The 13,689-nt window shown below is 70.0% G+C and carries 17 protein-coding genes; 1 reads left to right on the forward strand and 16 read right to left on the reverse strand.

Annotated features, from left to right (window positions below):
- Nucleotides 1–17: 17 nt before the first annotated feature.
- The 14 genes from KBZ19_RS03765 to KBZ19_RS03830 form a co-directional block, all read right to left on the reverse strand.
- Entirely contained in the window at nt 18–1,037 is a 1,020-nt protein-coding gene (locus KBZ19_RS03765; RefSeq protein ID WP_255099817.1) for an ABC transporter permease, read from the reverse strand.
- Nucleotides 1,034–2,674 (reverse strand): ABC transporter substrate-binding protein, encoded by a 1,641-nt coding sequence (locus KBZ19_RS03770; RefSeq protein ID WP_399220084.1) that lies wholly within the window; start codon nt 2,672–2,674, stop codon nt 1,034–1,036. Before KBZ19_RS03770 ends, KBZ19_RS03765 begins: the two co-directional genes overlap by 4 nt.
- Nucleotides 2,655–2,966, reverse strand: a complete 312-nt coding sequence (locus tag KBZ19_RS03775) for a hypothetical protein (protein WP_399220085.1) — start codon at nt 2,964–2,966, stop codon at nt 2,655–2,657. Before KBZ19_RS03775 ends, KBZ19_RS03770 begins: the two co-directional genes overlap by 20 nt.
- Before the next feature lie 146 nt (nt 2,967–3,112).
- Nucleotides 3,113–4,417, reverse strand: a complete 1,305-nt coding sequence (locus tag KBZ19_RS03780) for a homoserine dehydrogenase (RefSeq protein ID WP_255099818.1) — start codon at nt 4,415–4,417, stop codon at nt 3,113–3,115.
- Nucleotides 4,418–4,496: 79 nt separating this feature from the next.
- A complete protein-coding gene (locus tag KBZ19_RS03785) occupies nt 4,497–4,952 on the reverse strand; it encodes a SufE family protein (RefSeq protein WP_255099819.1) in 456 nt (151 codons plus the stop codon).
- Nucleotides 4,949–5,455 carry a hypothetical protein gene (locus KBZ19_RS03790; RefSeq protein WP_255099820.1) on the reverse strand — a complete coding sequence of 169 codons (507 nt, stop codon included), beginning with the start codon at nt 5,453–5,455 and terminating at the stop codon, nt 4,949–4,951. The genes KBZ19_RS03785 and KBZ19_RS03790 overlap by 4 nt, the downstream gene beginning before the upstream one ends.
- Before the next feature lie 70 nt (nt 5,456–5,525).
- A complete protein-coding gene (locus KBZ19_RS03795) occupies nt 5,526–5,744 on the reverse strand; it encodes a hypothetical protein (protein ID WP_255100045.1) in 219 nt (72 codons plus the stop codon).
- 129 nt (nt 5,745–5,873) lie between these two features.
- Nucleotides 5,874–6,536, reverse strand: coding sequence for a 5-formyltetrahydrofolate cyclo-ligase (locus KBZ19_RS03800; RefSeq protein ID WP_255099821.1), 663 nt, complete (start codon nt 6,534–6,536; stop codon nt 5,874–5,876).
- Nucleotides 6,533–6,994: a crossover junction endodeoxyribonuclease RuvC gene (gene ruvC / locus KBZ19_RS03805; protein ID WP_094510272.1), complete on the reverse strand. Its 462-nt coding sequence runs from the start codon at nt 6,992–6,994 to the stop codon at nt 6,533–6,535. The genes KBZ19_RS03800 and ruvC overlap by 4 nt, the downstream gene beginning before the upstream one ends.
- Before the next feature lie 45 nt (nt 6,995–7,039).
- On the reverse strand, nt 7,040–8,128 hold the full coding sequence (bchI, locus tag KBZ19_RS03810; RefSeq protein WP_094510271.1) for a magnesium chelatase ATPase subunit I: 1,089 nt from the start codon (nt 8,126–8,128) through the stop codon (nt 7,040–7,042).
- Nucleotides 8,125–9,720: a DUF3370 domain-containing protein gene (locus tag KBZ19_RS03815; RefSeq protein WP_255099823.1), complete on the reverse strand. Its 1,596-nt coding sequence runs from the start codon at nt 9,718–9,720 to the stop codon at nt 8,125–8,127. The genes bchI and KBZ19_RS03815 overlap by 4 nt, the downstream gene beginning before the upstream one ends.
- Nucleotides 9,717–10,802 carry a serine hydrolase gene (locus KBZ19_RS03820; RefSeq protein ID WP_255100046.1) on the reverse strand — a complete coding sequence of 362 codons (1,086 nt, stop codon included), beginning with the start codon at nt 10,800–10,802 and terminating at the stop codon, nt 9,717–9,719. Before KBZ19_RS03820 ends, KBZ19_RS03815 begins: the two co-directional genes overlap by 4 nt.
- 27 nt (nt 10,803–10,829) lie before the next feature.
- Nucleotides 10,830–11,702, reverse strand: a complete 873-nt coding sequence (locus KBZ19_RS03825) for an RNA methyltransferase (RefSeq protein ID WP_255099824.1) — start codon at nt 11,700–11,702, stop codon at nt 10,830–10,832.
- Nucleotides 11,699–12,106: a cytochrome c gene (locus tag KBZ19_RS03830; RefSeq protein ID WP_233132697.1), complete on the reverse strand. Its 408-nt coding sequence runs from the start codon at nt 12,104–12,106 to the stop codon at nt 11,699–11,701. Before KBZ19_RS03830 ends, KBZ19_RS03825 begins: the two co-directional genes overlap by 4 nt.
- A 74-nt stretch (nt 12,107–12,180) precedes the next feature.
- Here KBZ19_RS03830 and petG point away from each other — a divergent pair, with 74 nt between their 5' ends.
- Nucleotides 12,181–12,294, forward strand: coding sequence for a cytochrome b6-f complex subunit V (gene petG, locus KBZ19_RS03835; RefSeq protein ID WP_006041770.1), 114 nt, complete (start codon nt 12,181–12,183; stop codon nt 12,292–12,294).
- 138 nt (nt 12,295–12,432) lie between these two features.
- On the opposite strand, the gene rsmD is transcribed toward petG, so the two are convergent.
- Both rsmD and hisH read right to left on the reverse strand, forming a co-directional pair.
- A complete protein-coding gene (gene rsmD / locus KBZ19_RS03840; RefSeq protein WP_255099825.1) occupies nt 12,433–13,053 on the reverse strand; it encodes a 16S rRNA (guanine(966)-N(2))-methyltransferase RsmD in 621 nt (206 codons plus the stop codon).
- Nucleotides 13,050–13,679 carry an imidazole glycerol phosphate synthase subunit HisH gene (hisH, locus tag KBZ19_RS03845; protein WP_255099826.1) on the reverse strand — a complete coding sequence of 210 codons (630 nt, stop codon included), beginning with the start codon at nt 13,677–13,679 and terminating at the stop codon, nt 13,050–13,052. The genes rsmD and hisH overlap by 4 nt, the downstream gene beginning before the upstream one ends.
- Between the last annotated feature and the right edge of the window lie 10 nt (nt 13,680–13,689).

Here is a 13,689-nt window from a genome sequence, read left to right on the forward strand (position 1 = left end):
GGCTTCAGCAGCAAGCGTCAGAACCGAATCCGCGGATCCAGCAGGGCCACCAGCAGATCCACCACCACGCTCACCACCACCACCAGCGCCGCCACCACCACCACGATCCCCTGCACCAGGGGGTAATCCCGCTGGGCGATCGCTTCCTGCAACCGGAAGGCGATGCCCGGCCACGAATAGGTGACCTCAATCAGCAGGGCGCCACCGATCAGGGAGGCCACGGTGATCCCGGTGATCGTGAGCACGGGCAACAGGGCATTCGGCAGGGCGTGGCGCAGCACGACCCTTGGTTCGCTCAGGCCGCGGCTGCGGGCCGCTTCCACGTAGTCGGAGCGGAGCGCCCGGCGCAGGTTGAGCCGCAGCGCGTTATCGAAGATGCCGCTGAGCAGCACGCCGAGCGTGGTGGCGGGCAGCACCAGATGCCGCACCGTGCCGCTGAACTGCTGCCAGTTGCCGGCCCGCAGGCTGTCGAACAGGTAGAAGCCGGAGCCGGTGGGCGGCAGCAGCGTGACCGGGAAGCGCCCACCCACCGGCAACCAGCCGAGCCAGACGGCGAACACCAGCTGCACCACCATCGCCGCCCAGAACGGCGGCAGGGCGTAGGTGCCGATGCCGTAGAGGCGGCCGGCCAGATCGAGCTTGCCGTCGGGACGGGCGATGCCGGAGAACCCCACCGCCAGGCCCAGCACGGCGGCGATCAACAGCGCGCACACGCCCAGCTCCAGGCTGGCCGGCAGGCTCTGGCCGATCACCTGGGCCACCGGTGTCTGATTGGTGAGCGAGGCGCCCAGATCCCCGCGCAGCAAACCCAGCAGGAACTGGCCGTACTGGGTGAGCAGCGGCAGATCAAGCCCGAGTTGCTGGCGCAGGGCGGCGCGGGCCTCCTCCGGAGCGCGGATGCCGAGCAGGGCATCGATCGGGTCACCCGGCGCCAGCCGCAGCAGCAGGAACACCAGGGAGGCGATCAGCCAGAGCATCACCGGGCCAAGCAGCAGGCGGCTGGCGCCGTAGCGCAACAGCTGGGAACGGCGGCTCATGGGTGGCGCTCCTTCTGCAGCCGGCTGAACACCACCCGGCCGGCCCCATCGAAGCGGGGCGTCTGCAGGTTGGGGCGGGCCCAGGCGCGCGGGGCCACCAGCCAGACCGGGATGTAGGGGGAAGCCTGGGCCACCTGTTGCTGCAGGCGGCGCAGCAGGGCGACGCGCTCCTCGCCCTCCAGGCTTTCACTGCGCTTGAGATCCTGCTCAAGACCCGGCTGGGTCCAGAAGCTGCCGCTGGCGGCGCTGGCCCCCTTGAGGCAGCGGTTGCCCTCTGCCTGCTCGCACCCCAACAGGGGAATCAGGTAGTTGTCGGCATCGGGGAAATCGCCCATCCACTCCAGCAGGATCGCCGTGAAGGCGCCCTCGCCGAGCTGCCGGTAGGCCGTGGTGGATTCCATCCCGCTGATCTCCAGCTGCACGCAGTCGCCGAGGTCACGGGCCAGCTGCTCCTTCCAGGTGAGCGCGAACAGGCGGTCGGAGGGGATGTTGGAGCGGAAGGTGAGGGGCACGCTCAACCGCCGGCCGCTGCAGTAGCCGGCCTGGCGAAACAGCGCGCGGGCCTGGGCCGGATCGAAGGCAGGCCAGGCCTGCGGATCGGAGCCGGGGATCGTCGGGGGCACCAGCTCCCGCAGGGACGGGCGCAGCCCGTGGCTGACCCGCTGGCTGATCAGCTCCCGATCGAGGCCGAACGCCAGGGCGCGGCGCAGGCGTGGATCCTTCAGGGGCGGCTGGTCGCTGAGCAGCGTGAGATAGCCGATCTCCAGGGCCGGCCCCCTGCCTTCGCGCAGGGCGCCGGCCTCGGCCAGACGATGCAGCGACAGCTGCTGGTCGCCCTCCAGGCTGGTGGAGAGCAGCACATCCACCTCACCGCTGCGAAGGGCGCCGTAGAGGGCGGTGGAGTTGCTCAGGTTCACCAGATCGATGCCGCCATTGGCTGGCTTCGGCCCCCAGTAGTCGGCGAAGGGCTCCAGCCGCTGCTGCTGATCGTTGAAGAAGGTGAGCCGGTAGGGCCCGGTGCCCACGAAGCGCTCGTTCAGAAAGCGGCGGCCGTGGGCCCGGTAGGCCGTGGGGGACAGCGGCGTGAGATTCACCGCCGTGAGCAGCTGGGGCAGGGCCGTGAACGGGCGCCGCAGGCGCAGCTCCAGTTCGTAGGGCCCACTGGCCCGCACCGAGACGATCCGGTCGCCCAGCAGGTAACTCAGCTTGCCGATCGCCAGGAAGCGCTCCAGCGTGAACACCATGGCGGCGGCATCGAAGCGGCTGCCGTCGTGGAAGCGCACGCCCTGACGCAGCGTCACCCAGGCGGTGAGGCGATCGGCGCTGAGCCGGGGCGGCGCCACGGCCAGGCGCGGCTGCAGCTCGCCGTCGGGGCTGATCGCGTAGAGGGGATCGCCCAGAGCGCTCAGCAGTTGCATCGCGCCGATGCTGAAGGTGGCGGCCGGATCCACCGAATCAATGCGGCTGCGCCCCGCCACCACCAGCCGGTCCACCGGACGGACGGGCTGGCAGGCGGACAGCAGGCCCAGGCTCAGCATTCCCACCAGGGGAAGCGTCAGCCAGCGCTTCAGATCAGGAAAGGGGGCGATGGGGGGCGGTGACGCTCGCTGCGGCCATTCAAAGGCTCGGCTGGCCATTCAGGGCCAGGGAAGGCGGCCTGTTGTGAACCTGCTGCAAGGACACCTCGAACACTGGGGAGCCCCCCCGCGCCAAGGGCCAGCGGCGCACCCAGCAGCGGTCGTGGGGCGGATCCACGGCGATCACCTGGTACAGGTTCGAATCCGAGGCGAGGTGAATGCAATCACCCTGGTGGAGGCTCATCGGGCTGGTGCGGATTGAAGGGGTGTCCGTAGGGAGGGGGGTGGCGAGGGGGGATGGGGCCTGACGGCGCTGCGGGTCGCCCGTGGTGGGGGCGTGTGTCGACAGCATTTCGGGGCTGGAGAGGGGAAGGCGTTCGCTATGAACCTTAAGAAATCCCGGTGAGGGGATCGCGACCGAAGGATCGGTGCTGCTGATCACTCCCATCAGGTGAGGCCGCTCAGCATGTCCCGGCAGAGGGTTTGCGGATCATTGCCTCAGAGGGTTCGCAGGCAGGCCGCCACCGCCTTGACGTCGGGCAGGGCGGCGATCGCCGTGAGCGCCGCACGGAAACGGGCCTCCTGCACGTCATGGGTGATCACCACGATCTCAGCCTCCCCGCCGGAGGCCTGGAACTGCACGATCGACTGGATCGACACCTCCTCCTGGCCGAAGCAACTGCCGATCCGCCCGATCACGCCCGCCTGGTCGGTGGTCTGCAGGCGCAGGTAGTTGCGGTGGCGGGTGACGGCGGGATCCACCAGGCGGCAACGGCGCCAACTGCCGGCCGCCAGCAGCGGATCAAGCCCGGCGGAAGGGCCGCCCACCTGGCGGATGCCGGCGATGTTGAGGATGTCGGCCACCACAGCCGAAGCGGTGGGCCCGGCCCCGGCACCAGGCCCGTAGAACATCACCCGCCCCACCGGATCCCCCTCCACGAGGATGGCGTTGTTGACGCCGTTGACCCCCGCCAGTGGGTGATCCTTCGGCACCAGGGTGGGATGCACCCGCACATCGAGCTGCTCGGTGCCGTCGGGATCGGTGCCCTCGCTCTGCGCCACCGCCAGCAACTTGACGCGGAATCCCAGCTGGTCGGCGTAGCTCACATCTCTGGCCTGCAGGCCGCTGATGCCTTCCGTAGGGATGGCGGAGCGTTCGACGCCGCCGCCGTAGGCCAGTCCCGCCAGGATGGCGATCTTGTCGGCGGCATCGCCGCCCTCCACATCGGCGGCCGGGTCGGCTTCGGCGTAGCCGAGGGCCTGGGCATCGGCCAGCACCGTGCCGTAAAGGGCCCCCTCATCCGCCATGCGGGTGAGGATGTAGTTGGTGGTGCCGTTGATGATGCCGCTCACCCGCTGGATGCGGTTGGCACCCAGCGACTGCTTCAGCGGCTCGATGATCGGAATGCCGCCGCCCACCGCGGCCTCGATCAGCACGTACACGCCCCGCGCGGCGGCCGCCGCGGCGATCTCCTGGCCGTGGCGGGCGATCACCGCCTTGTTGGCCGTGACCACCGATTTCCCGGCGGCGATGGCGCTGAGGATCAGGCTGCGGGCGGGTTCGAGTCCGCCCATCACCTCCACCACGATGTCGACGGCCGGATCCTGCACCACCGCTTCGGGGTCGGTGGTGAGCAGGGCCGGATCCAGCTCCAGCGGGCGCGGGCGGCTCAGATCCCTGACAGCCACCCGTTGCAGCCGCAGCTGGTCCACCAGCGGATGGCGACCCGCCGGGGCGGACAGGATGGCGGCTACGCCCGCTCCCACCGTGCCCAGACCCAGCAAGCCGATGCCGATGGTCATGCCTGTCTCGCCTGGAAACGTCCGAGCCTAGAAACCTGGCTGCAGCGCGGCTGCTCCTGCAGGCCGGCGCCGCTGGTCATCAGGAGGCGGCGCCGGAAGCCGCACCGGCGCTGGACTCGCCGCCGGCAAGACTGCGGGCCTGGGCCTGCATCATCTTGAAGATGTTGAGGAAGCCGTTGGCCCGCGATGGGGTGAGGCTGGCCTGCAGGCCCGTGTCCGCCAGAAAGGCAGGATCAACGGAGGCAGCCTGCTCAGGCGTCAGGCCTTCGAGCGCTTCGATCAGCAGGGCCAGCAGCCCTTTGGTGATCTGGGCATCGGAATCCCCACGCCAGTGCAGCCGCCCCTGCTGAAGCTCGCCCACCACGTACACCTGCGACACGCAGCCCTTCACCTTGAAGGGGTCGACGCGGAACTCATCCGGCAGCGGCTCCAGCTTCTGGGCCAGCCAGAGCACGTAGGCGTAGCGGCGCTTGGGGTCAGTGGTGCCGCGCAGTCGCTCAACGATCCGATCGAGCGCTTCGGTGCCGGCGCTCATCGAAGGCGACGGCGCGCAGCGGACCAGGCGCTCAGACCGGCGATCACCCCGCCGACGCTGCCGAGGCCGCCCAGCACCACGGTGCCGACCAGCCAGGGGGAGGTCCAGGGCGCCGTCGGCTCGGCCGGGCGGCCGCTGAGGCTGTCGATCAGAGGGCGGCCGCTCTTCACCGTCAGGTCGAGGAAGTCGCGATGGCCGGGGCCGTCGTCGACCTGGAGCTCCCACGTGCCATCGGCGCCGCTCGGCAGCACGAAGGACAGCTTGCCGTCGGCATCCAGCTGGCCCACCGTCACCGGCGTGCCGCCTCCTGGCGGCACCACGCGCACCTGTGCTCCGGCCGCTGGTTCACCGGAGGAGAAGCGGCTCTCCAGCAGCAGGGAGTCGTTGAGGGAGCGGAGCTGATCGAGGCTGCTCTCGATGGCATGGGCCCGGGCTGCCACCGGCAGCAGGGCCAGGGCCACCGCTCCCAGGCATGGCACGACCAGGCGTTGGCAGGAGGTCACGGGCGATTGAGCAAACAGCGGAGGGCCGGCCGCGCTTCAGGAGGGCCAGGCATTCCAGCGTAAGTGGGGTTCAGGAGGCCGACCAGCGGTTGCCGGCGGCATGGGCCTTGCCCGCCTGCACCATCCGCACCATCGAGCTCACCATCATCGAGAGGGCCTCGCTGGGCTCGGAGCGGTGACCGAGCTCGGCGGCCATCACGCGATCGGCCACGGTGCGGCCTGCCGCTGCGGCGGTTCCGGCGCGCAGCGCTGGGGAAAGGCGCCGACCACTGGTGCCATCGGCATCCATCCGGGCCACCGCAGGCTGCATCAGGCCCATTGGCGGTTGAGCGGACGAATCCGAGGAGAGCACCACAGGAAGGCTTCAACTGCGGGGATCCTGGCAAATGCAGCCCCGTCAGGCGGGCTGGGGTGGTCATCACTCAACAGGTTGCAACCATTCCAGGCCCCGCTCGCTCAGCCATCCGTCGAAGGGAATGTCCCAGGGGTCGGTGGGCAGGGCCTCCACCAGACAGCCGTAGGGCGCCACGATCACAGCCGGCACGGAGCGCCAGGCCGGGTGCTGCCGCAAGCGGTCGTACCAGCCGCCGCCCGAACCCAGCCGGAAGCCGCGGCGGTCGAAGGCCAGCGCCGGCACCAGCAGCAGGCCCAGGGCGCTGGGCTCGAGGCTGGGCCCCTGTGGGGCCGGGATGCCGCAGTGATCAGGGAGCAGCAGCGCGCCCGGGTTCCAGGCGACGTAATGAAGTGCGGCGGCGCCCCTCCCCGACGCTCCTGCGGCCGGGTCTCCTTCCAGGCCCGCTGCCGGCCGCACCCCCGGCAGGGCGAGCGAAGCCGATCCCAGCTCCTGAAGCGGCCTCAGGTCAGCTTCGCCGCGGAGGGGCCAGTAGAGCCCCAACCGCTGCGGGCGATCCAGCCAGGGAGCCAGCGCCGCAACGGCCTGTTGTTGCAGGGCAGGGTGCGCCTCCATCAGCAGGGCCAAGCGCTGCTGCCGCCAGTGGCTCCGCAGGGCTGCCTTGTCGGCACCTGCCCCACCGGCCACAGCGTCAGCGGGAGAAGCATCACCGGCAGCGGGCTGCTTCACCGCTGAAACCAGCCAGTGAGCGCCACAGCTAGGGCATCGGCAGCGTCGTCGGGGCGTGGGGGGTGATCCAGCGACAGTTCGCGCATCACGGCGTCGAGCACCTCCTCCTTGCCGGCATGGCCCGAACCGGTGAGCGCCAGCTTCACCTGCATCGGCGGAAACTCCACCACCGGCACCTGCAGCCGCGCCAGGGTCATGATCACCACGCCCCGGGCCTGCACCACCGAGATCGTGGTGCTGGAGCGGTAGAAGAAGAATTTCTCCACCGACGCCAGCTCCGGGCGCCAGCGCCGCACCAGCCAGCGCAGGTCACGGGCGATCTCAACCATCCGCGCGCCATCAGAGCGGCCGGGAAGGGTCTGGATCATGCCGCAGTCGAGCATCCGCTGGGGCGGGCCGGACTCGATCACGCCGTAGCCGACACGGGCGAGACCAGGATCGATACCGAGGATGCGCATGGGGCGAATTATCCGCGCCCTGCGGGAGTTGAGCAGCCGACAGGCTCAGGCCGCCAGGGCCAGTTCGAAACCGTTGCGGTCGCTTGGCTCAGGCCGCTCAAACACCTTGCAGAACACCTTGATCACCCGATCGCCTGTGTCGATCTGCTCGAGTGGATCCTTGCGCAGGCGATGGCGCAGGCAGCAGGCCACCACCCGGGCCACATCGTCGTCGGTGACCTCGTTGCGGTGCTCAAAGGCGGCCAGGGCCCGGGCCGCCCGGTTGGTGACGATGTCGCCGCGCAGACCATCCACATCCAGTTCGCCGCACACCGCCGAGATGCGCACCCGCAGGTCGTCGTCGATCACCACCGACGGCAACCGGTTCTGGGCCTCCACCACCCTGGCCTGCAGGGCCTCCTGAACGTCCTGCACCTGGGCACTGAAGGCCTCGGGGTCGGCATCAAAGCCGGTGCGTTGGTCGACCACCTGCACGCGCAGCTCGGGATCGCGCACGGTGCGCACCTCCACGCTCATGCCGAAGCGATCAAGCAGCTGGGGCCGCAGCTCCCCTTCCTCCGGGTTGCCGGAGCCGATCAGCACGAAACGCGCCGGGTGCCGCACGCTCACGCCTTCCCGTTCCACCGTGTTCCAGCCCGAGGCGGCCGAGTCGAGCAGCACGTCCACCAGGTGGTCGTCGAGCAGGTTCACCTCATCGACGTAGAGCAGACCGCGGTTGGCCTTGGCCAGCAGGCCCGGCTCAAACGCCCGGATGCCCTCGCTGAGGGCTTTCTCGATGTCGATCGTGCCGCAGAGACGGTCTTCGGTGGCACCCAGCGGCAGGTCCACCATCGGCACCTGGCGAGGTTCCACCGGCAGGGTCTCGCCGGATTCGGCCCGCGCGCGCACCTCGCTGCTCTGCAGGTCGGGGTCGGTGGGAGAGCTGTTGTAGGGGTCGCCGGCCACCACCGGGATGGCTGGCAGCAGATCGGCCAGAGCGCGGATGGTGGTCGACTTGCCCGTGCCCCGGTCGCCCATGATCATCACGCCGCCGATGCGGGGATCGATCACGTTCAGCAGCAGGGCGAGCTTCATCTCCTCCTGGCCGACGATGGCGGTGAAGGGGAACACCCTGCGCTTGCGGGTCTGACTCACGGACGACAGCTCGGCACGGGTTCGGATTGTTTCACAGCTGAGGTTTCCGCCGGAGCGGCGGGCACCGGCAGCAGGGTGAGCACCTGGGGTGGGGTGGCATCAGCCGGGTAGACCAAGCGCACGCGCAGCTCCCGCCGCTCTCCAGGTTGGAGCCGAACGCGGCCCAGCTCAGGCCCCTGCTGCCCCTGGCGCTGCACCAGGTGGAACCAGCGCCGGCCCATCCGCCGGCCCTGAGGATCGTCGAGGCCACTCACCTCCACGGTGCCGCGGAACATCACCGGCCGGGCCTCGGTGGCGTTGAAGCTCAACCCCCCCAGCGGCTTGTCCGTCTTGCGGGGCGACTCCAGCGCCAGCGAAAGCACGCTCGGCTGGTCGCTGTCGTTCCGCAGCGGCAGGCGCAGGTCGTACTCGACGCCGTAGTTGCCGTGGGCGGCCCAGGCAGTGCCGGGATAGAAGGGATCGAGCTCGGCGGTCTGCACCTGGCCGGTGCCAAGGGTGCCCAGCTCCAGCCCGGCGATCGGCCACGACACCGGGGCGCTGCGCACCGACAGCACCGGGCTGCCGGGATCGGTGAGCGTGCCGGTCCAACGGCTGCCCAGCTGCACGCCACTGACCCGTGAATAGATGATCCGCCCCTTGGCGCCGCGCGGAGTGGGCTGGTGCTCCTTGGGGCTGAGCCCGCCCCGCAACAGCTCCAGCCAGGTGGCGTCCGATGGGGGCTGGTCACCGCCGAAAGCGGCCAGGGTGGCGACCTGCACCGGCCCGTCGCTCACCAGCCGCAGCTGCAGGTTGCGGCCGTTGAGCAGGGGGTCGAGGCCGCGCACCGGGATCGGCACTGCCACCAGGGTGGTGAGTTCTCCGGCCGGCAGCTGCCATTGGGCCGGAATCTCAGGGCTGCGGCGCTGCTGCAGCAGTTCAGCCGCCACCCGGCTGCCCGGGCCGGAAAACGCGGAGGTGCCGTCGTGGGGAACCAGAGCCGGCAGGGGCAGGAAGGGGGCGTCCGCCTGCTTCGGGTCGGTGGCCTGCGACAGCGCCGTGGAACCGCTGATCAACTGCAGCCGCACCGGCCGCGGGCCGCTGGGTGCCGCCACCACCCCCAGCCAGAGGGTGGAATCCACGGTTTCGGGCCGCCCTGCGTAGACGTGGTGGCTGAACAGGTCGAAGCGGCCCTTCAGGGGACGGTTGAGGTGAGCCGCCGGCACACCGAGAGGCTGTCCGCCCAGGGTGGCGGCCCCATCGAAGGTGGAGAGCAGGATGCCGGGCGCCGTGATCAGCTCGGGGTTGTTGTCATTGATCAACGGCACCTGATCCAGCTTTCCGGGCAGCGGCCGCACCTGCTGGGGCCGCAGCACGGTGGTGGGAGCCGCAGCGGGGGCGGGAGCAGGGGCAGGCGCCGCAGCTGGCTTGGTGGGCCCCGCAGCGGCCGCTGGATTCGCTGCCGGCTTGGCCGCGGGAGTGGCTGCCAGAGTGGTCAGCGGATCGGCGGCGGCGGCCCCGCCACTCGCGCCCAGCGCCAGGACGCCACCGGCAACAGCTGGCAGCAGGGAGCTCAGCCACCGACAGCGGCGGTTGCGGGGAGCTTGCGGATTCATCGCGGGGTGGGAGCAGGGGAACGGCCGATCAGGGTTTCGCTCATGGCCGCGGCCATCGCCCGGATCAGATCGGTGGAGCGGGGATCGTTGAAAGGGCCCTTGACCATGAAGGCCGCCACGGCCCGCTGACCGTTGGGCAGTTCGATCAGTCCGGCATCGGAGTAGGCGATGCCGATGTCGCCGGTCTTGTTGAGCACGGTGATGCCGCGGGCGAGCAGTTCGCTGTCGGGGTCGCTGGAATCGCCACCGATCCCCTTGAGCACCCCGGCGGGCAGGAGGGTATTGGTGCGTGAGGTGCCCAGAATCGTGCGGAAGTGATCCCGTGCCCGTGGACTGAGCTTGGCGCCGGTATCCACCAGGGCGATGGAACGGGCGAGGTCGTGGGGGCTCGTGGTGTTGGTGCCCTCCAGATCGGGAAGCCAGTTGTTCACCACGGTGGCAGGAAGGCCAAGCGCCTGGAAGCGGGCATTGATGGCCAGCTTCCCGCCCACCCGTTTGATCAGCAGGTTGGTGGCGCTGTTATCGCTGACGCGGATCATCTCGGTGGCCGCTTCGTAGAAGGGGAAACGGGTGCCGAGCGGACGATTGGCCATCCAGCCGGCACCACCGCCCACCACCTCCTTGGTGAGTGGCAGGGGTTCGCCCCAGCGCAACTTGCCGCGGTCGAGGTCCTCAAGCGCCGCCAGCAGGATCGGGGTCTTGATCGAGCTGGCGGCAGGCAGGGGCGTATCGGGATTCAGCTGGGCGAAGCGGCCGTCATCAAGCACCAGCAGGAACCCTCCCACCTTGAGGTCCTTCTGGGCCGCCGCCAGGGCCTTCCAGCGGGTGCTGAGAGCCGTGAGCTCCTTGCGCGGTTCGAAACTGCCCAGCGGGATGCCCTGCTGCAGGGGCGACACCGGCGTGGTGGCAGCTCCCATGCGCGGCGTGTCCATCGCCCCTTGGGCCATCCGGGGGGCGAGCTGTTTCAGCACCGTGCCAGTGATGACGCCGAGACCGACGCCCATCACCAGCAATCGCAGCACCAGAGCCAGGGGCTGGAACCAGCCGGTGGATCCGGATCGGGGGGGGCGGCCCGAGCGCACAGACAAACGAAAAGGGTTGGCAGGACGTTAAGGGGTCCGGCGATCGGTGGCCCAGCGCAGCTGCCGGACCATGCCGCGCACCATGGCCACTTCATCGGCATCGAGCTGGGCCCGCTGCAGCAGGCCTCGCACCTTGGCCATGCGGGCATGGGCCGTGTGCGGCAGCAGAAAGCCCACCTCCAGCAGTAGCGCCTGGGCATCAGCCAGCGCAGCCTCCAAGTCGGCGCGGCGCGCCGGTGTGGGCAGCACCGTGATGGGCCCGGGGCCTGGACCAGGCGGGCGGGCGTGGAACCGGTGCCACTCGTGCAACACGATGGCCAGCGCATGGGACAGGTTGAGCGAGGTGTAGCCGGGATCGGCGGCGATGCGCAGCACCCGTCCGGCCTGCAGGAGTTCGTCATTGCTCAGTCCCCGGTCTTCGCGGCCGAACACGAGGGCAGCCACCTTCGGCACCGTCGCCGGGCCAGGGGCATCCGCAGGGCTGTGGGGGCGGCCAGGGCTGTCGGGACCACGGGAGCCGCCGGGGCCGCGGGCCGCACTTGAGGCCCCGTCGCCATCGCCTTCTCCGTCACCCGCCGCCAGCCAGGCAAAAGCCTCGGGCGGGTCCACCACGGCCACCGGTGCCGCCTCCGGCCGGCCACTGGCGGCCACGACGCGGCGACAATCGGCGATGGCGGCGGCCAGAGCGGGAAACACAACGGCCCGCTCCAGCAGCGGCTGGGCATGCACGGCCATGCGGCGGGCTTCATCGCCGAGGTGATCGCAGCGGGGCGCCACCAGGCGCAGCTCGACGATGCCGAAATTGGCGCAGAGGCGGGCAGCGCTGCCCACATTCAGAGGCCCAGCAGGTTCCACCAACACCACCACCGGTGGGCAGGGAGCGGGCGCAGGGGCCGTCACGCCAGTGCGTGGAGATGGGCGATCAGGTCGGCCATGGCCTGGGGATCAGGCTGAAAACGGGGCATGGGCGGAGTGCGGCCGCTCACCACCTGCTGCACGAGCCGGCGGTCGTTCTTGCGCTGGGTGACGCCATGCAGGCTCGGGCCCACCAGCCCCTGGCCGGCAATGCCATGACAACCGGCGCAGTTGATCAGGAACAGCCGGCTGCCGCGATCGGCCGAGCCGACCAGATCCAGGGTCTGGCGGGTGTAGGGGTCGCCCTGGATGGAGGGGAGCAGCCCCAGGGCCAGCAGCGCGCAGGCAGCAGCCGCCATCAGCGCCATCGCTGTGATCAGACCCTGACGGCGAAAGGTGGCCTCCGCTGCCCCCTCAGGAGCCGTTGTCGGGGTCAGATCACCTGTCAAGGAACGCCACGCTGCTCCCACCACACTGCCGCAGACGTGAAACAATTGCGTCACTTCTGTGTGGCTGGCTCTCCATGATCGAACCCCTGCTCTGCGGCATCGTGCTGGGCCTGATTCCCGTCACCCTGTTGGGGTTGTTCGTGGCGGCCTGGAACCAGTACCGCCGTGGCAGCGCCCTCGGCGGCTGAACCGGCGCTGCTTGCCTGAACCAAGCGACTGGGGCGTCCTGAACATCCTTCAAGCTGGTCATGAGGCCAGCAGGTGATCAGACCACTGGCTCAGGAGGCCAGCGGGTCCGGGACTCCCAGGCCACCACTCGCAGCCCCTCAAAGGCGCTCCGCTGGACCCTGTTCCATTGAGGATTCTGCGGGGCTCTCTTGCTGGCTAAGGGGCCTCAGCACCACCACTTCCGAGCTGCCGTAGCGGCGTTGCTGGCTCAGCTCCCAGCCGGGCGGTGCTTCAGGCACACGGCCGCTACCGCACTCCCAGACCAACAACCCGCCAGCGGCCATCCAACTGTGCTGAAGCACGGCTGCCGCGATCGGCTGGTGCAGCCCCGCGCCGTAGGGCGGATCCACATAGATCAGATCGAACGGCCCGCCAGCCGTACGGCAGGCGCCACCACCCTCCAGCCAGCGCGGCAACGGCCGGCAGAGCACCTCCACCGTCACCGGCCGCCTCAGCCCCGCACGCACCGTTTCCAGGTTGGTCCGGGCCGTGGCCGCCATCGCCCGGTCCTGATCCACCGCCACCACCGCCGCCACACCGCGCTGCAGCGCCTCGCAGCTCATCACCCCACTGCCGCAGCAGAGATCGAGCCAGCGCGCCCCCTCCAGCCTGGCGCTGAGCAGATTCATCACCGCCAGCCGCACCCGCGAGGTGGTGGGTCTGGCCGCCAAGCCCGCTGGGCTGATCAGCCGGCGGCCGCCACTGATCCGCAGGGTCATGCGGCGGCGTTCTCCACCCAGCCCAGCCAGCGGCGCAATAGACGCTGACCCACCGGCCCGGATTTCTCCGGGTGGAACTGACAGGCCGCCACGTTCTGCTGCCAGACCGCGGCCGTGACCCGGGCATCGCCGTAGTCCACCTGGGCGGTGATGCAGGCGGCCTCCGAGGGATCGGCGGCGAAGGAATGCACGAAGTAGACCCAGGCAGGCGGCTGGTCCGCTGGCAGCAGCGGTGATGGCGCGCCCGGCAGCAGCGGCGCCCAGCCCATGTGAGGAATCGGGTGATCGGGCGTGCGCGGCAGGGCCCGCACCCGTCCGGCCAGCAGACCCAGGCCCTCGCGCTCCCCCTCCTCACTGCTCTCGAACAGCAACTGCAGCCCCAGGCAGATCCCCAGCAGGCGTCCACCGGAGCCACACCAACCTTTGAGCGGTTCGATCAGATCCGCCTGCTCCAGCCGCTGCATGGCGGGGTCGAACGCGCCCACGCCCGGCAGGATCAAGGCATGGCAGGCCTGCATCGCGGCAGCGTCCTGCACGGGCACCACCTCGGCACCGAGGCGCTCGATCGCGCGGCGCACGGAATGGAGGTTGCCCATGCCGTAATCGATCAATCCGATCCGGCTCATGGCAGCGGAC

The organism is Synechococcus sp. L2F (genome assembly GCF_024345695.1).
GTDB lineage: Bacteria > Cyanobacteriota > Cyanobacteriia > PCC-6307 > Cyanobiaceae > MW101C3.

Excerpts from the sequence above, each read along its gene's own strand:
- KBZ19_RS03765 (WP_255099817.1), bottom strand. The coding sequence starts at position 1,037 with ATGAGCCGCCGTTCCCAGCTGTTGCGCTACGGCGCCAGCCGCCTGCTG.
- KBZ19_RS03770 (WP_399220084.1), bottom strand. The coding sequence starts at position 2,674 with ATGGCCAGCCGAGCCTTTGAATGGCCGCAGCGAGCGTCACCGCCCCCC.
- KBZ19_RS03775 (WP_399220085.1), bottom strand. The coding sequence starts at position 2,966 with ATGCTGTCGACACACGCCCCCACCACGGGCGACCCGCAGCGCCGTCAG.
- KBZ19_RS03780 (WP_255099818.1), bottom strand. The coding sequence starts at position 4,417 with ATGACCATCGGCATCGGCTTGCTGGGTCTGGGCACGGTGGGAGCGGGC.
- KBZ19_RS03785 (WP_255099819.1), bottom strand. The coding sequence starts at position 4,952 with ATGAGCGCCGGCACCGAAGCGCTCGATCGGATCGTTGAGCGACTGCGC.
- KBZ19_RS03795 (WP_255100045.1), bottom strand. The coding sequence starts at position 5,744 with ATGGATGCCGATGGCACCAGTGGTCGGCGCCTTTCCCCAGCGCTGCGC.
- ruvC (WP_094510272.1), bottom strand. The coding sequence starts at position 6,994 with ATGCGCATCCTCGGTATCGATCCTGGTCTCGCCCGTGTCGGCTACGGC.
- KBZ19_RS03815 (WP_255099823.1), bottom strand. The coding sequence starts at position 9,720 with ATGAATCCGCAAGCTCCCCGCAACCGCCGCTGTCGGTGGCTGAGCTCC.
- petG (WP_006041770.1), top strand. The coding sequence starts at position 12,181 with ATGATCGAACCCCTGCTCTGCGGCATCGTGCTGGGCCTGATTCCCGTC.
- rsmD (WP_255099825.1), bottom strand. The coding sequence starts at position 13,053 with ATGACCCTGCGGATCAGTGGCGGCCGCCGGCTGATCAGCCCAGCGGGC.
- hisH (WP_255099826.1), bottom strand. The coding sequence starts at position 13,679 with ATGAGCCGGATCGGATTGATCGATTACGGCATGGGCAACCTCCATTCC.